This is a genomic window from Kitasatospora acidiphila (assembly GCF_006636205.1).
In the GTDB taxonomy this organism is placed as follows: Bacteria; Actinomycetota; Actinomycetes; order Streptomycetales; family Streptomycetaceae; genus Kitasatospora; species Kitasatospora acidiphila.
The window spans coordinates 6,935,047-6,950,137 of record NZ_VIGB01000003.1; the positions used below are offsets into that span (position 1 = coordinate 6,935,047).

At 71.9% G+C, this 15,091-nt stretch carries 18 protein-coding genes; 8 read left to right on the top strand and 10 right to left on the bottom strand.

The genetic code is table 11. The features are described from left to right. Positions 1-115: 115 nt before the first annotated feature. From E6W39_RS42195 to E6W39_RS32870, 3 genes are all read right to left on the bottom strand, one after another. Positions 116-412 carry an aromatic-ring hydroxylase C-terminal domain-containing protein gene (locus E6W39_RS42195; RefSeq protein WP_228718456.1) on the bottom strand — a complete coding sequence of 99 codons (297 nt, stop codon included), beginning with the start codon at positions 410-412 and terminating at the stop codon, positions 116-118. An 80-nt stretch (positions 413-492) separates the two neighbouring features. Further along, entirely contained in the window at positions 493-1,653 is a 1,161-nt protein-coding gene (locus E6W39_RS32865) for an FAD-dependent monooxygenase (RefSeq protein WP_228718457.1), read from the bottom strand. Between the two features lie 33 nt (positions 1,654-1,686). Beyond that, on the bottom strand, positions 1,687-2,325 hold the full coding sequence (locus E6W39_RS32870) for a TetR/AcrR family transcriptional regulator (RefSeq protein ID WP_141636587.1): 639 nt from the start codon (positions 2,323-2,325) through the stop codon (positions 1,687-1,689). A gap of 107 nt (positions 2,326-2,432) precedes the next feature. Here E6W39_RS32870 and E6W39_RS32875 point away from each other — a divergent pair, with 107 nt between their 5' ends. After that, positions 2,433-3,233, top strand: coding sequence for a maleylpyruvate isomerase family mycothiol-dependent enzyme (locus E6W39_RS32875; RefSeq protein WP_141636588.1), 801 nt, complete (start codon positions 2,433-2,435; stop codon positions 3,231-3,233). An 82-nt stretch (positions 3,234-3,315) separates the two neighbouring features. On the opposite strand, the gene E6W39_RS32880 is transcribed toward E6W39_RS32875, so the two are convergent. Both E6W39_RS32880 and E6W39_RS32885 read right to left on the bottom strand, forming a co-directional pair. After that, entirely contained in the window at positions 3,316-3,987 is a 672-nt protein-coding gene (locus tag E6W39_RS32880; protein WP_141636589.1) for a Tat pathway signal sequence domain protein, read from the bottom strand. A gap of 54 nt (positions 3,988-4,041) precedes the next feature. After that, on the bottom strand, positions 4,042-5,004 hold the full coding sequence (locus E6W39_RS32885; RefSeq protein ID WP_220140293.1) for a hypothetical protein: 963 nt from the start codon (positions 5,002-5,004) through the stop codon (positions 4,042-4,044). 377 nt (positions 5,005-5,381) lie between these two features. Here E6W39_RS32885 and E6W39_RS32890 point away from each other — a divergent pair, with 377 nt between their 5' ends. The 3 genes from E6W39_RS32890 to E6W39_RS43775 all read left to right on the top strand — a co-directional run bounded on the left by E6W39_RS32890 (position 5,382) and on the right by E6W39_RS43775 (position 7,547). Then, positions 5,382-6,035 carry a TetR/AcrR family transcriptional regulator gene (locus E6W39_RS32890; protein WP_228718458.1) on the top strand — a complete coding sequence of 218 codons (654 nt, stop codon included), beginning with the start codon at positions 5,382-5,384 and terminating at the stop codon, positions 6,033-6,035. A gap of 165 nt (positions 6,036-6,200) precedes the next feature. Next, a complete protein-coding gene (locus E6W39_RS32895; protein WP_141636591.1) occupies positions 6,201-6,848 on the top strand; it encodes a DUF6230 family protein in 648 nt (215 codons plus the stop codon). Positions 6,849-6,851: 3 nt separating this feature from the next. After that, the gene (locus E6W39_RS43775; protein ID WP_220140294.1) at positions 6,852-7,547 is read left to right on the top strand and encodes a DUF6114 domain-containing protein; all 696 of its coding nucleotides are present in this window, start codon (positions 6,852-6,854) and stop codon (positions 7,545-7,547) included. A 59-nt stretch (positions 7,548-7,606) separates the two neighbouring features. Here the strand turns inward: E6W39_RS43775 and E6W39_RS32905 are convergent, their stop codons facing one another. After that, positions 7,607-8,080, bottom strand: a complete 474-nt coding sequence (locus E6W39_RS32905) for a MarR family winged helix-turn-helix transcriptional regulator (protein ID WP_141636592.1) — start codon at positions 8,078-8,080, stop codon at positions 7,607-7,609. Between the two features lie 54 nt (positions 8,081-8,134). Between E6W39_RS32905 and E6W39_RS32910 the strand changes: the two genes are divergently transcribed. Beyond that, on the top strand, positions 8,135-8,617 hold the full coding sequence (locus tag E6W39_RS32910; protein ID WP_141636593.1) for a MarR family winged helix-turn-helix transcriptional regulator: 483 nt from the start codon (positions 8,135-8,137) through the stop codon (positions 8,615-8,617). A gap of 25 nt (positions 8,618-8,642) precedes the next feature. On the opposite strand, the gene E6W39_RS32915 is transcribed toward E6W39_RS32910, so the two are convergent. The 3 genes from E6W39_RS32915 to E6W39_RS32925 all read right to left on the bottom strand — a co-directional run bounded on the left by E6W39_RS32915 (position 8,643) and on the right by E6W39_RS32925 (position 11,416). Further along, positions 8,643-9,011: a MerR family transcriptional regulator gene (locus E6W39_RS32915; protein ID WP_141636594.1), complete on the bottom strand. Its 369-nt coding sequence runs from the start codon at positions 9,009-9,011 to the stop codon at positions 8,643-8,645. Positions 9,012-9,072: 61 nt separating this feature from the next. Beyond that, a complete protein-coding gene (locus E6W39_RS32920) occupies positions 9,073-9,834 on the bottom strand; it encodes an SDR family NAD(P)-dependent oxidoreductase (protein WP_181799553.1) in 762 nt (253 codons plus the stop codon). Positions 9,835-10,231: 397 nt separating this feature from the next. Next, positions 10,232-11,416, bottom strand: coding sequence for an MFS transporter (locus E6W39_RS32925; protein ID WP_141636596.1), 1,185 nt, complete (start codon positions 11,414-11,416; stop codon positions 10,232-10,234). 189 nt (positions 11,417-11,605) lie between these two features. Here E6W39_RS32925 and E6W39_RS32930 point away from each other — a divergent pair, with 189 nt between their 5' ends. Then, positions 11,606-12,283, top strand: coding sequence for an alpha/beta fold hydrolase (locus E6W39_RS32930; protein WP_141636597.1), 678 nt, complete (start codon positions 11,606-11,608; stop codon positions 12,281-12,283). On the opposite strand, the gene E6W39_RS32935 is transcribed toward E6W39_RS32930, so the two are convergent. Continuing rightward, positions 12,265-12,765, bottom strand: a complete 501-nt coding sequence (locus E6W39_RS32935; RefSeq protein ID WP_141636598.1) for a GNAT family N-acetyltransferase — start codon at positions 12,763-12,765, stop codon at positions 12,265-12,267. The genes E6W39_RS32930 and E6W39_RS32935 overlap by 19 nt on opposite strands. Positions 12,766-12,863: 98 nt before the next feature. Here E6W39_RS32935 and E6W39_RS32940 point away from each other — a divergent pair, with 98 nt between their 5' ends. Both E6W39_RS32940 and glmS read left to right on the top strand, forming a co-directional pair. Continuing rightward, complete coding sequence (locus E6W39_RS32940) at positions 12,864-13,145, top strand: hypothetical protein (RefSeq protein ID WP_141636599.1); 282 nt, start codon at positions 12,864-12,866, stop codon at positions 13,143-13,145. A gap of 94 nt (positions 13,146-13,239) precedes the next feature. Further along, positions 13,240-15,066 (top strand): glutamine--fructose-6-phosphate transaminase (isomerizing), encoded by a 1,827-nt coding sequence (glmS, locus tag E6W39_RS32945; RefSeq protein ID WP_141636600.1) that lies wholly within the window; start codon positions 13,240-13,242, stop codon positions 15,064-15,066. The last annotated feature ends 25 nt before the right edge of the window (positions 15,067-15,091 follow it).

The following is a 15,091-nucleotide window of genomic DNA, read 5'->3' on the forward strand; positions in this document are numbered from 1 at the left end:
TCCGTGAATGGGCGTGGGTGCCACTGTAGGAGCGGACGGAAGGCCGGGCCATCGAAATAACGGGTCCGCCGATCAGTGGTGACGGACCTGTCGAGAGCCCGGCCCGCTCCCCGGGTCAGTCGGCGAGCGGCTCTCCGAACCAGCTGGTGAGCGCCTCGTGAAGCGCCTTCGGGTCCCCGTCGTGGTCGTCGGCTGCCCAAGCCACGTACCCGTCGGGCCGGATCAGCAGCGCCGCGGTCGACTCGCCCGGGCAGTCGGCCCGTTGCACCGCCACGCGGTTCCGCCAGCCGTGCGCCGCCGGTGCGAACCGGCCCTCGGCGCTCAGGTCGAGCAGCAACGGCCGGGCGCTGCGCAGCAGTTCGGCGACTCGTGGGCCGTTCAGCGGCAGCTCGGTGACGAACCGCCCGGCCAACGGGTGTGCGCAGTCGACCGGATAGCGCAGATCGGAGCCCGCCAGCAGCTCGGCGATGCGGCGCGTGTTGGCCGGGTCGGTCAGCAGTTCGCCGAAGAGCGTCCGCAGCGCGGTGACGGCGTGCCCGGGGCCATCAGCGCGAGTTGCGCCTGGGAGTGCATGAAGACCCGCTCGCCGACCGGGCGGCGCTCGCTCTGGTAGCTGTCCAGCAGGCCGGGCGGCGCCCAGCCGTGCACCTCGGCGGCCAGCTTCCAGCCGAGGTTGGCGATGTCCTGCAGGCCGAGGTTGAGGCCGGGGCCGCCGACCGCCGAGTGCACATGGGCGGCGTCGCCGGCCAGCAGCACCCGCCCGCTGCGGTAGCGCTCGGCCAGGCGGGTGTTTCCGCCGCGGTGGCGGCGCAGCAGGTGCGGGCCCGGGCTGGTCGGTGCGGCGAGCGGAAGTTCGGCGCCCAGCACCCGCCCGGCGGCCTCGCTCAACTCCTCGAAGGTCAAGGGTGGTTCGGGAATCTGCTGGGCCTTGGGGGCCTCCTCCCACTCCAGGACGGCGACCAGCGGTTTGCCCGGCTCGACGGCGGCGAAGACGAAGACGCCGCGCTCGGTGCGGTGGTAGCCGGCCGGTGCGATCCGGCCGTGGCCCGGGACGTCCAATGCGCCGGTCCGCTCGTCCACCCAGCCGGCGGGCAGCGTGACATGGGCGGCGCGGTGGACCACCTCGGGCCCGCTCACCCCCGGGAAGGCGATGCCCGCCAGCTTGCGCACGGTGCTGCGCCCGCCGTCGCAGCCGACCAGGTAGCGGGCCCGCAGCCGGTACGGGCCGTCGGGGCCTGCCAGTTGAAGGTCGACTCCCTCCGCGTCCTGCTCGAAGGAGTCGAGCCGATGCCCGCGCCGCACCTCGACGCCCAGCTCCTCGGCCCGCTCGGCGAGCCGGGCTTCCAGCTCGCGCTGCTGCACCGGCAGGATGTGGAGCGGGTTGGGGTCGAGGCCGGTGAGGTCCAGCGGGAACGCGCCGAACATGTAGCCGGGCCTCGGTGTCGGTGCGTCCGGGCACCCGGTGATCCGCTGGTGGAGGCCGCGGTGGTCGAGCAGCCGGACCACCTGACCGACCAGCCCGTTGGCCTTGGGCTCCCTGCTGGGTTCGGTGAGTTGCTCCAGCACCACGGGCCGCACGCCGGCCAGGGCGAGTTCGCAGGCGAGCATCAGACCGTTCGGTCCGCCGCCCGCGATGGCCACGTCGATGATCATTGAATTGTCCCCCAGGGAATTGCTGACGCTTCGTCAGATCAGTGTGGATGACGACGGATCGGGCAAGCCGGCCGCGAGCAGCGCCAGTGCCTCGCGCAGCAGCGCCGTGATCGGCACCGGCGGGTCGCAGCGCAACCACTGGTCGCCGGCCGCCTGCTGGGCGGTGAGCACGGCGGACGCCGTCAGGCTCGGGTAGAGGTCCCGGTCGGCGTCGGTGCCGGTGCGCTCGGCGATCGCCCGGGCGAGCTCGGCCCGCGCGGTGACCGCGACCCTGGCGAACTCGCCCTGCAGGGCGGGCTCGGCCAGCATCCGGCGGACACCGGCGGTCCACTCGGGGCCCGGCTCCTGGTCCGGCGGACCGTACGGCGCCAGCACGGCCTCGGTGATCGCCGCCCAGAGCGGCTCGTCGGCCGGGCGCTCGCGCAGGGCGGCGGCGGCCTGCCGGGTGCGGTCCAGGTGGCGGAAGAGGATCGCCTCGTACTTGCTGGAGAAGTAGTTGTTGAAGGTCCGCGGCGACACCCCGGCCGCCGTGGCGATCTCCTCGACCCGCACGTTCTCCAGGCCGCGCTCGACGGCGAGCCGCAGGGCGGCCCAGCTCAGCGCATCACGAGTGGCCTGCTTCTTGCGCTCGCGCAGCCCGCTCGGGGTGCCGGCGGCGGGATCCGTCGTCATGGCACCACTCTAACGATTCTTGCGAGGAACGCAAGAATGCTCGTCACGCAAGATTGCGGGGTGCGCAAAGTTTGCTCAACCTGACGATCGGTCAGCAGAGTGAAGGCATGGATCAGATCAGCCACTTCCGCCGCGAGAGCGCGGCCTTCGAGCAAGCGATCCGTCGGTCGGCCGAGGCCGAGGCGGCGCCTCTGGTGCCGTCCTGCCCCGATTGGTCGGCCGCCGACCTGGTGCTCCACCTAGGTGCGGTGCACCGCTTGGTGAGCCAGGTGATCACCGAGCGGTCGGCCGTGCCGCCCCAGCCTGACCAGCGCGCCGCCCACATCCCGGCCGACGCCGTCGGGTGGCCGTCCCCGGATCCGGCCGAGCAGCCGTTCCGCGGTCCGGTGGCGCCGGGCCTGGCCGACTGGTTCGCCGCAGGGGCGGCCGAGTTGGCCGAGGTGTTCGCCACCACGCCGCTGGACACCGAGGTGTGGACGTACGGCAACGACCGGACCGTCGCCTTCTGGCTGCGCGTGCAGTGCATCGAGCTGTCGCTTCACCGCTGGGACGCGGAACGGGCGTTGGGCGAGCCGGGCGGCCCGATCGCGGCCGACATCGCCACCGACGCGATCACGCAGAACTTCGAGGTGATGGCGCCGGCCCGCCGGATGATGAAGCAGGCCCCGCCCGGGGCCGGTGAGCGCTACCGGTTCCGGCGCACCGACGGCCCGGAGAGCTGGTCGGTGGAGTTCACCGGCAACGAGGTGCGGCTGGCTCGTCCGGCGGGCGAGGCTGAGGCGGAACTCGCAGGCACAGCAAGCGACTTGCTGCTCCACCTGTGGGGGCGCAGCCCCGCCGAGGAGTTGGCGGTCAGCGGCGACAAGGCCCTGCTGGAGCGCTACTTCACGCTGGTGCCGCACGTCTGAGCTGACACGTGGGCGCCGCCGCCCTTCCTGACCGCAGAGCAGGAAGGGCGGCGGCGCCGTGTGGATCACCCGCGATCGATCGTCAGTTGACGAAGATCGATGGGCTGCCGGCCTGGCTGGAGTCCACGAACGGTCCGTAGACGCCGCTGAAGTAGGCCGTCGAGAAACACGCGCTCGGGCCGGTCAGCTTGTTGAACTGCTGGTTGCTGAAGGTGAGCGAGGAGTTGGAGTTGTTGCCGTTCGAGGACAAGTTGCCGGCCGCCTGGTAGGTGCAGGTCACCGTGCCCAGCAGGGTGTTGAGCACCACGGTCGCCCCGATCGGGCCGGACGAGCCGGCGGAGACGGTGTTGGGGAGGCCGCTGGAGTCACTCATGCTGTCGTTGTACGGCAGGTGGCTGAGGGTCAGGCTCTTCACACCGGTGACGCCCGGGGTGTTCACCACCTTGCAGCTGCCGAGGGTGAAGCCGGTGAGCGAGCCGGAGGCCGTGCCGGGCGCGGTCGGGTTGCTGCCGACCGTGCCGGAGAAGGTGGAGCTGGCACACTGCAGGCCGGTACCGCCCGCGGTGGTGGAGTAGAGGGTCGCGTTGGTGCCGGAGAGCAGCGAGGCGGTCATGGTGTCGCCGACGGCGACCGCGCTGCCGCCCAGGCTGCCGTAGGTCAGCACCGGACCGGCCGCCGAGGCGGGGATCGCGGTCAGGGCCGTGACGGCGGCGGCCGCCAGGGCCACGCCGCCGAGAACCAGGTGGTTTCGCACGAGGGTTACCTCAATTTCTGGGTGGGGGTGGTGTTTCTGTGTGGGGGAGTGGTCTCAGTGGGCCGCGGACGCGTTGAGCGCCGACGACAGGTCGGACACACTGGTGTCCAGGGCCAGTGAGGTGTCGGTCTGGTCGAAGGTCACCGAACCCTTGCCGGCGCCGGCGGGCAGCCCCATCGCCAGGTCGATGATCCAGTCCAGGCTGCCGCCCAGTCCGCAGCCGCTGGCGCCCGGCACGCTGAAGGTGTTGTCCACCAACTCGGCATTGGTGAACGAGGCTTCGAAGGCGCTGTAGCCGTTGGGGTCGCTGTTCAGCGCCAGTGTGCCGGGGTTGCCGGTCATCGGCGTGGCCGGGGCCGGCGGTGCGGTGGTGCCGGTGGTGGGGGAGAGCACGATCGGCGAGCTGTTGGAGCCGATGTAGCAGTCGTCGCCGAAGAGCAGGTTGGAGAGGTGCAGCTTGATCGGCATCTTGAACACCGGGTACGACTCACCGGTTGCCAGCGGGGTGAAGTTCGTTATCGGGCCCGCCGGTTCGACCTGGGCGAAGATGCTGGTGATGCCCGGCAGGAAGTTGATGATCCCCGGGATGGTGATCTGGGCCGCCTGGGCGGTCATCAGCGGGGCGCCGGTCGGGGCCACGGTCGTGTACTGGTTGGCGGTGCTGCCGTCGGGGAAGTTGACCTGGGGAGCGGACTTGTCCCAGTACGCTCCGAACTGCAGCTTGATCGGCGAGGTGAGCGGCACCGTGGTGCTGCCGATGGTGAAGCTTCCGGCGTTGGTCACCGCGACCACGCAGCCGACCTGCAGGTTGCTCGGGTCCTGCATCGCCGGCGCGCTGATCGGGCAGTTGCCCATGCCGGAGTAGATGCCGCCGGGGGTCGCGGCCTCGGCCGGGGTGACGGTGGCGGCCAGCAGGGCGGCCGAGAGCCCCGCCACCACGGCGGCGAGCCGCCGGCGCGTCGGGTGGGGTTTGCGGAGCTGGTGCGGTGCGGAGTGCGGCAGTTCGGTGCGGGGCATGGCAGCGCTCCTCGGGCACGGCGGGTGGGCCGGCGCGGCAGCCGGACCGTCCCGGCGCCACGGGGGTCCGACCACTCAGCCGGGGGATGAGGTTTCGGTCATCGGGTTCGGCGGCTGCCACCGCTTTTCGGCACTTCCTGCGCCATACTGTGTCATCGGCTATTCGACCGCCAACTCACAGGCAGATCTTGCTAGTTGAAGCCCTGGCTCGATTGGAAACCTGGGAAGGTTTTAAACCTGGTCCACGCCAGCGTCAAGGGATGGAGCGGAAGTTGCGGAAGAATCTTGAACTAGACGTTACATCAGGGGACTTGATCCTTCCGGGAGTTCGCAGTGGTCGGGATCCGGCCCGCTCGATCCGACGTGGACCGAGCCGGGTGCCGCCCGAGGTGGTCGCCGCCACCCAGCGCGAGCGGCTGCTGGACGGGGTGGTCCACACGGTGGCCGCCTGCGGCTACGCCGGGGCCCGGGTGAGCGACATCTGCCAGGCCGCCGGGGTGACCAGGCCGGTCTTCTACGAGCAGTTCAGCGGCAAGGAGGAGGCCTTCCTGGCTGCTCACCGGCATGGCTGCGCGGTGGTGATCCGGCGCATGGAGGAGGCCTTCGCGGCCCAGCTGGACTGGTGTGCCGGTGTGCACGCCGCGCTGCGGGTGATGCTGGCGATCCTCGCCGAGGTGCCTGCGTTCGCCACCATGGCGGTGGTGGAGATCGAAGCCGTGGGGCCGGCTGGACGGCTGGCACGGGAGCAACTGCGGGTGCGGCTAAGGCGGTTGTTCTCCGGCTGCCCGCTGGTGCCGGCCGGGATCTCGCGCGAGCTGCTGGTGGACAGCGTGGTCGGCGGCGCCTACTCGACCGTCTACCGCTACATCGCGACCGGTCGACAGGACGAACTCCCGGATCTGCTACCGACGTTGTCGTTCGCGGCAATGGCTCCGTTCCTCGGTCCCGAGGAGGCGGCCGAGCAGGTGGCCGCAGCACAGGCGGCCGGCGTCGGCTGGCGGCGACCGCTGCTACCCTGCACGGACTCTTGACCCTCTGCTTACCCCGAGGTAACTTCTCGGCAGCTGTCTTACCGCCTGATTGATCATCAATTCCTCTGCCAGGGAGGGTGGTTGATCACACGGTGGGAGCGCTGTCCGCGCCAGGGCAACGCGCGCTGTCCATCACAGGTCCTTCACCAACTCCCTGGAGCAGCCATGGCCGAGTCCGTCGAGCCGACCCCCGAATCCGCAGAGCCAACCAGCCCGGCATCCGGTCGAGGCCGAGTTCGTTTGAAGCGAGCCGCCCTGCTGGGGATCCCCGCCTGCCTGGCGGGTGGAGTGCTGATGGCGCTGACCGCGCAGGGCGTCATCGGCGCCCAGTTCGCCATCTCCGGCATGGCCTTCACCGTCACCGCCGACCAGTTGCAGGGCAACGGGTTCGAGCAGTTCGGCGGCCTGGACAACATGATCCCCAACAGCCCGAACGCCGGTAACACCGGCGGCCAGGTGATCGTCGCGGTCTCCGCGATCAAGTCCGCCTCGCTGACCAACCTGTGCCAGAGCGTCAACCTCGGCGGCACCAACCTGAAGATCACCGCGGGCGACAACGGCACACCGGTGACCGCGGACGGCCTGACCACCGACTCCGACCTGCTCTCCGGCGACGCCTCGTTCAACAACATCGAGGTCGGCCGCGACGCCAGCACCTTCGACAAGGCCGGCGTCCAAGGCCCGGAGGGCGTCTTCGGCCAGCAAGCGGACTCGGTGACCATCAACCACCTGCGGCAGGACAACTACGCCACCACCGCCGCCACCTTCAAGCTGCCCAACCTGCACCTCAGCTTCAGCGACACGGGCTGCTGACGAATGGCCGAGCAGACACCGACACCCGAGCCGAGACCGACCGCCGAGGAGGCTCCTGAGCCGATCCTGGGTGCAGGGGAGGCTCGGGGATCCGAGGAGACCGCCTGGATCGCGGCGCCGCCGACCGCCGCGCCGGGCGGAACCGGTGCGGACCCGCAGGCCGCCGCGGCATCGGAGGCCACCGTTCCCCGCCCCGCCTCGGCGGGCGGGGCGGCGGTTGCCGCGAGCACGGCCGACGGGCCCGCACCGGTCGGCGGCCCCGCCGCCCCCGAGGGCGAGCGGAGCTGGGCCGAGGTGCCGACGAGCAAGCAGCGGCGCACCTTCAAGGAGTGGCGCGGCGCCCGCCCGTTCTGGGGCGGGTTGCTGGTCCTCCTCGGCGGGGCCGAGATCCTCTTCACCGAGAAGATGCCGCTGCCGGTGATCATGCACATCGGCATGCAGGGCCTGGCCGGCCTCGCGGTGCCGTCCGTGATGGTCCTGTGCGGCGTGCTGCTGATCTTCAGTCCGGGTCAGCGGGTCTTCTACTCGATCCTGTCGGTGCTGCTCACCCTGGCCAGTTGGATCACATCCAACCTGGGCGGGTTCTTCATCGGCCTGCTGCTCGGCCTGGCCGGCAGCATCGTGGCCTTCGGCTGGGTGCCCAACCAACCCGCCCGGCGCCGCCTGCTGCGCCGCGGCACCCGGCCCAGCACCTCCTGAGCCGGCCCCCGACCTGCCCCCGCGGAGGCCACCCACTCCGCGGGGGCAGGCCCCTGCCCTCAGTCCTTCGCGGCCAACTCGTCGAGGTGGCCGGCCAAGCGCTGCAGCAGCGTCATCAGCTGCGTGAACTCCTCGGCCGACAGGCAGGACATCATCTCGGCCCGCTGCCGCCCGGTCGCCGCATCGGCGCGCCGGTGCGCCGCCGTGCCCGCCTCCGTGAGGGTGATCTGCCCGCCCTCGTCGGTCAGCACCCAGCCGCGCTCGGCGAAGGCGTCGACATGGGGCCGCATGGTCGGCTCGGCGGAGCCGAGGAACGCCGCCATGGTCTCGTCGACCTCGGCCATGGTGAGCGGGCCGCAGGCGATGGTGTTGAGCACCTGCCACGAGCGCCGGTTCAGGCCCTGCTCGGCGAGCAGGGCGCGGAAGCTCGCGTCGATCGCGCCGTCGATGTGGCGCAGCCAGTAGCCGAGCGGGCGCTGCTCGCGGACGTTGGGCAGCGAGTGTGCGGTGGTGGCGGTGTCGGTGGTGGTCATGATGGTGGCTCCCCCTGATGCATGTATTTTTACAATGAATGTAACCTAGCATGCATGTCGAAGAGCAAGCAATCGGAGCAGGACGAGGCCGTGGCCGCGGTCGAGCGGGCCATGGTGGCGATCCGCCGCAGTCAGACCCGCCGGTCGCTGGCCCGGCAGTCACCACCGGAGGGTGAACGGCCCATCGACCCCACGCTGTTCGGGGTGCTCGATGTGATCGAGGGGTGCGCCCGGGCCTGCTCGGTGACGGATGTGGCGGTCAGCCTCGCCGTCGACCAGCCGCGCGCCAGCCGACTGGTGCAGCGCGCGGTGGCGGACGGGCTGGTGGATCGTGAAGTCGACCCGGCCGACGCCCGGCGTACCCTACTCACCCTGTCCGGGGAGGGGCAGCGCCAGTTGGACCTGGTGCACCGGCGGCGCCGACAGGTCTTCGCGCGGGCGATGGAGGACTGGCCGGACGCTGACCGGGTCGCGTTCGCTCGCCTGATCACGGCCTTCGTGGCGGACTTCGCGGCACAACTCTCGGGTGGGGATTAGCAGTTCAGTGCGTTTTTGGTGGTGCTCAGTTCGCGGTGTCCGGGGTGGACTCGCGCAGGCCCAGGGCGGCGGCCAGGCGGTTGCGGGCGGCGAGTTGGCGGGCGATGCGCTGGTCGAGGACGGCCAGGCGGTCCAGGGCGATCCGGCGGCCGCGGTCGCTGGGGGTGCCGGCGGCCAAGTCGCCGTCGAGGCAAGCGGCGAAGGCACTCACGTCCTCCAACGTGAGCCCGGCGTCCAGGAGATGACGGATGTTCCGCACCCTGGTCGCGGTCTGCCCGTCGTAGTCGCGGTAGCCGTTGCCGGCCCGTTCGGAGCGGATCAATCCGGCCTGCTCGTAGTGGCGCAGGGCGCGTGCCGTGGTGCCGGTCGCCCTCGCCAGCTCGCCGATCCGCACCCCGCACCGCCCCGTCGTTCACCCGCACCGATGGCTACTGCCTATCACGCCACACCGCTTGTCACGCCACCACCGCACCGCCGTCGACCGGGAGCACCACGCCCGTGACGAAGGACGCCCGCGGATCGGCCAGCGCCGTGATCGCCCAGGCCACCTCCTCGGGCCGCCCGATCCGCCCCAGCGGCGTGTGCGCCAGCTGCCACTCCCGCACCGCCTCCTGCTGTTCGGCGGTCAGCCCCTGGTGCTCGCCGATCGGCGTCTCGATGCCGCCCGGGGCGACCGCGACCACCCGGATCCCGCGCGGCGCCAGCTCCACCGCCCAGCTGCGAGTCAGCAGTTCCAGCGCCGACTTGCCGGCCGCGTAGACCGAGCTGCGGGCCGGCCAAGCCCGCTGACCCACCGAGGTGCTGACGTTGACCACCACACCGCCGCCTCCCAACTCCACTGCGGGGAGCGCGGCTTGGGTGAGCAGGATGGGCGCGGTCAGGTTGGTCGCCAGCTGGCTGTGGATCAGCGCCGCGTCAAGCGAGCCGAGCCCGCCGCCGCGCACGATCCCGGCGTTGTTGACGACCACGTCCAGCCCACCCGCCAACTCCACTGCCGCCCGCACGATCTGCTCGGGCGCGCCGTCCGCCGTGATGTCGGCGGCCAGCGGCGTGATCAGCGGGTGCCCGGCAGCGGTCTCGGCCAGCGGCTCCGGCCGCCGGCCGACCGCGAGCACATGGGCTCCCTCGGCGGCGAACGCGCGGGCGGTGGCGCGGCCGATGCCGGTACCGGCGCCGGTGACGAGGACGGTGCGGGCTGGGGTGGTGTCCGTGTTCATGGGGCTGATGCTCCAACCCTGCCACCAGCGTCAAGGTCAAGCGGCGCGGGGTGGGGGTGGGGCGGTGCTGGAGCCGGGTGAGCGGTGATGGCGGGTGGGTGGCCGGCAGCCGGGAGCCCGGCCGCCGGTTCTCCCGGTGGTGGGGTGGGTTGGCGCCGGAGCAGCGTGAGCGCCCGAGCTCCGGGGGTTTGGCCATCTGCTCTCCCGGTCACCCGATCTCTCGCCCCCGCCAGCCTGCCACCCCGCTACCCCCGCCGCCTCACCGCCTCACCGCCCCGCCGCTCGGCGCCGCGGCGAAGCCGCTGGCGCCGGTGGTGGGGGCAGCGGGGCGTCAGCCCGGTGGTGGTGCGGGTGTCAGCTGCGCGGTGGTGGTGCGGGCGTCGGCCCCGGCGGGCGGTTAGGCCGTTGCGTTCCTCTCCGTACGGCGGCGCCGCAGTACGGCCGGGGCCGTGGCGAGGACGGCGACGACGAGCAGTGCGGCGGGTGCGGCCAGGGCGCCGAGCGGGCCGGCGCGGTCGACCAGGAGGCCGCCGAGCGAGGCGCCGGCGGCGGCACCCAGGTTGTAGGCCGTGTTGACCCAGGCGCCCGCCTCGGTCCGGGAACCGGTGGGGACCAGCAACTCGACCAGCTGGTAGGCGGTGATCAGCAGCACGTCCGTGACACCCCCGGCGAGCAGCAGCCCCAGTGCGGCGGCCGGGCTCCCGCGCAGCAGTGCGGGGAGGGCGTAGCAGGCGGTGGCGGCGGCGACCAGCAGCAGCGGGCGGCGGGTCAACTCGCCGGGCAGGCCGAGGCGTCCGTACAGCAGCCCGCCGATCACGCCGCCGATCGAGAAGAGCGTGGTGAGCACCCCGGTGGTGACCGTGCCCCAGGCGGCCAGCATCGCCACCTCCATCAGCGACAGGGCCGCCGCCACCGCCAGCACCAGACCGAGAAGCGGCACAAATCCCGCTGCCAGCAAAGGAGTTCGCTGCCTGCCCGGCCGCACCTCGACGTGGCCGGGCACCGCCCGCAACGCGCCCGGCAGCAATCCGAAGCCCACCAGCGCCAGCACCGCGCACACCACCAGCACGGTTGCCGCGGATGACACCGCGATCAACACCCCGGCGAGCACCGGCCCGAGAGCGAAGACCGTCGACTCGGTGGCGGTGTCGAGGCTGAGCATCGACTGCCGCTGCGCCTCGTCGGCCGCGAGTCGGCCCCAGGCCGTGCGCAGCAGCGGCCCGACCGGCGGCGGGCAGGCGCCGGCCAGCACCGCGACGGCCACGACCAGCGCGGTCGGCTGCCGCTCGGTGCAGACGGCGGCCAACAGGAGTAGCAGCAGCGCATAGCAGCCGGCCATCGGCCGCAGCGCTCCCGGCCGGCGTTCGACCAGGCGGGCGCGGAGCGGCCCGAGCAGGGCGGTGGCCAGCCCGGCCAGGCCGACGGCGGTACCGGCCACCGCATAGGAACCGGTGCCGGCCCGAACCGCGAGCAGCATGGGGATGCTCAGCAGCCCGTAGCAGAGCCGGGCCGGCAGGCCGGTGAGGAAGAGGGCGCGCGCTCGGGGCAGCGCGAAGACAGCACGATAGGACGCACTGGACATGGGGATTCTCCGAATACACAGCGCGATCGGCGGTCGCCGGATCGCGCGCGGGCACGACAGATCACCGTCTGGCGCTTGGCGGAGCAAGCGGCCTGACGGTCTGTCAGTGCGGTTCGGAGGCGAACATGAGTGTCAGAGTAGCCGACTAGGGTCACGAAGCGGAAGATCGTTGAGGGAGGTCGGCTGACCATGACGACTTATGTACTGATCCCCGGTGCCGGCGCGGGTCCCTGGTCCTGGCACCTGCTGGCGGACGAACTGCGCCGGCGCGGCCGGCAGGTGGTGGCCGTCGATCTGCCCTGCGAGGACGACGAGGCGGGGCTCGCCGAGTACGCCGACACCGTGGTGCGGGCGGTCGGTGACCGGCGTGAACTGGTGCTGGTGGCGCACTCGTTCGGCGGGTTCACCGCGCCGCTGGTGTGCGACCGGCTGCCGGTGCGCCTGCTGGTGATGCTGCAGGCGCTGGTGCCGGCGCCGGGCGAGACGCCGGGGGAGTGGTGGGCCGACACCGGCCACGCGGCGGCCCGGCAGGCCGAGGATGAGCGCGGCGACTGGGATCCGGACGACACCACGGCGCTCTTCCTGCACGACACACCGCCGGAGGTGGCCGCCGAGCTGCTGCGCCGGGGCCGCGAGCAGTCGGCGACACCGTTCCAGAAGCCCTGGCCACTGGCGGCCTGGCCGGCCGTGCCGACCAGGGTCCTGCTGGCGCGCGACGACCGGTTCCTCCCGGTCGACTTCATGCGCCGGGTGGTGCGGGAGCGCCTGGGCATCACGCCTGACGAGATGCCGGGCGACCACTGCCCGATGCTCGGGCACCCGGTGGAGCTGGCCGATCGGCTGGAGGCCTATGAGTCCGCGCTCTGAGGGAGCCGCAGCTCCAGCACCAGCTTGTCGTGCAGCGGGATTCCGTACTCACCGACCAGCGGGATGGCCGGTTTGACGGTGCGCGCCCGGTCCACCGCACCCGGGTTGACGGCGGTGATCCGCAGGCCACGGCGCTGGTAGAAGCGCAGTGCGTCCAGGTTGTCGTTGGTGGTGACCAGCCAGAGCCGGGCCGCGCCCGCGCGGCCGGCCGCCTCGATCGCGGCGGCCAGCAGTGCGCTGCCCGTGCCGCCGCCGCGGTGCAGGGCGTCGAGCGAGACCACCTCCAGGCCGTCCGCCGACAGCCGGTAGGTGAGCAGGCCGGCCGGTTCGCCGTCGCGCTCGGCCAGCAGGGCCGGCAGCTCCAGCGCGTCGTACCGGTCGCCGTGCACCACGATCACCGTGCTGCCCCAGGAGTCGGCGAGGATCCGCGCAATCACGGCCCGATCACCGGGCCCGGCGGCCCGGATGTGCGGCTCGGTCATGCTCGCCACCTCAGCCAGTAGGTCTGAACGAATGGATCCTGCCCGATATCGGGCAGGATTCTTGGTTTTCTCGGATCGGCCACCTAGGCTCACTGTCCGTGTCCAGCTCTCCTCCTCCAGCGCCGTACGCGGATCTGCTCGCCCACCTCACCCGGACCAGTGCACTTGGGCCCCGGGACGCCGCCCACGTGGTGGCCGAGGTGCTCGCGTACTTCTCCGAGACGACCGCGGACTTCGTGCGGCGGCGGCACGCCGAGTTGCAGGCCCGCGGGCTGACCAACGAGCAGATCTTCAGCCGGATCACCGAGGAGCTGCCCGGCCGTCGGGTCGTCGCACCGGAGCTGTCGGCACGCCAGCTGCGGCGCATCGTCTACGGCTGAGCACGGCCCGGCACCGTCGGCCGCGCACAGCACGACGCAGCAGAGTCAGGTAGTCCGTCCGTCCCTCCACCCACGTCAGGAGCCAGCCCTCACCATGTGCGGAATCGTCGCCTACATCGGTCCCAAGGACGCCACCCCCTTCCTGCTCGAAGGCCTGCAACGGCTGGAGTACCGCGGCTACGACTCCGCCGGTGTCGCGGTCACCGGCAAGGGCACCGGCCTGAAGGTGCGCAAGACCAAGGGCCGGGTGGCCGACCTGGCGGCCGCCATCCCGGCCCGGTTCAAGGGCGGCACCGGCATCGGCCACACCCGCTGGGCCACCCACGGCGAGCCCAGCGACGCCAACGCCCACCCGCACCTGGACAACGCCGGCCGGTTCGCGGTGGTGCACAACGGCATCATCGAGAACGCCGACCAGCTGCGCGCCAAGCTGATCGCCGACGGCGCGGTCTTCGCCTCGGAGACCGACACCGAGGTGCTGGTCCACCTGGTCGCCGCGCACAGCGGTGAGGGCGCCGACCTGGAGGACGCGGTCCGCGCCGCGCTCGCCCTGGTGGTCGGCACCTACGGCATCGCGGTGCTGGACGCCGAGCAGCCCGACCGCGTGGTGGTGGCCCGCAACGGCAGCCCGATCGTGCTGGGTGTCGGCGAGAAGGAGATGTTCGTCGCCTCCGACGTGGCCGCCCTGGTCCGCTACACCCGCCAGGTGGTGCACCTGGAGGACGGCGAGCTGGCCGTGGTCCGCGCCGACGGCTTCCGCACCTTCACCGAGGACGCCCGCCCGACCACCCGCCAACCGTCCACCGTGGACTGGGAGATCGACTCCTTCGACACCGCCGGGCACGCGCACTTCCTGATCAAGGAGATCCACGAGCAGCCCGCCGCCGTCGAGCGCACCCTGAGCGGCCGGCTGGACGAGCGGTTCGCCACCGCCCACCTGGGCGGGCTCAACATGGACGCGCGCGAGCTGCGCGACATCCGCCGCGTCAAGATCATCGGCTGCGGCTCGGCCTACTACGCGGGCCAGATGGGCGCCCAGCTGATCGAGGAGCTGGCCCGGATCCCCGCCGACTCGGAGCCGGCCTCGGAGTTCCGCTACCGCAACCCGGTGATCGAGCGGGACACCCTCTACATCGCGGTCAGCCAGTCCGGCGAGACCTACGACACGCTGGCCGCCGTGCAGGAGGTCAAGCGCAAGGGCGGCCGGGTGCTCGGCGTGGTCAACACGGTCGGCAGTGCGATCGCCCGGGCCGTGGACGGCGGCGTCTACCTGCACGCGGGCCCGGAGATCTCGGTGGCCTCGACCAAGGCGTTCACCTCCACCGTGATCGCGTTCGCGCTGCTCGCCCTGCACTTCGGCCGGATCAACGACCTGTCGCCCGCCGACGGCCGCCGGATCGTCGACGGTCTCAAGGCGCTGCCCGAGCAGATCCGCCAGGTGCTGGCGCAGGAGCAGGAGATCGCCGAGCTGGCCGCCGAGTACGCGGAGTGCGACGGCATGATGTTCATCGGCCGGGTGCGCGGCTACCCGGTGGCCCGGGAGGGTGCGCAGAAGCTGAAGGAGATCAGCTACGTGCACGCCGAGGCCTACCCGGCCTCCGAGCTGAAGCACGGCCCGCTCGCCCTGATCAGCCCCGAACTGCCCACCGTGGCACTGGTCCCGGACGACGAGCTGCTGGACAAGAACCTGACCACGCTGGGCGAGATCCGGGCCCGGGCCGGCCGGGTGCTGGCCGTCGCGCACACCGCGCCCGACGCCAAGTTCGCCAACCACACCCTGCTGGTGCCCAAGAACGAGCCCGAGCTGGACCCGCTGCTGCTGAACATCCCGCTGCAGCTGTTCGCCTACCACGCCGCGGTGGCGCTGGCCCGGGACGTGGACAAGCCGCGCAACCTGGCCAAGTCGGTCACCGTCGAGTAGCCAGCGGGCGGTGCGAAGATCGGCC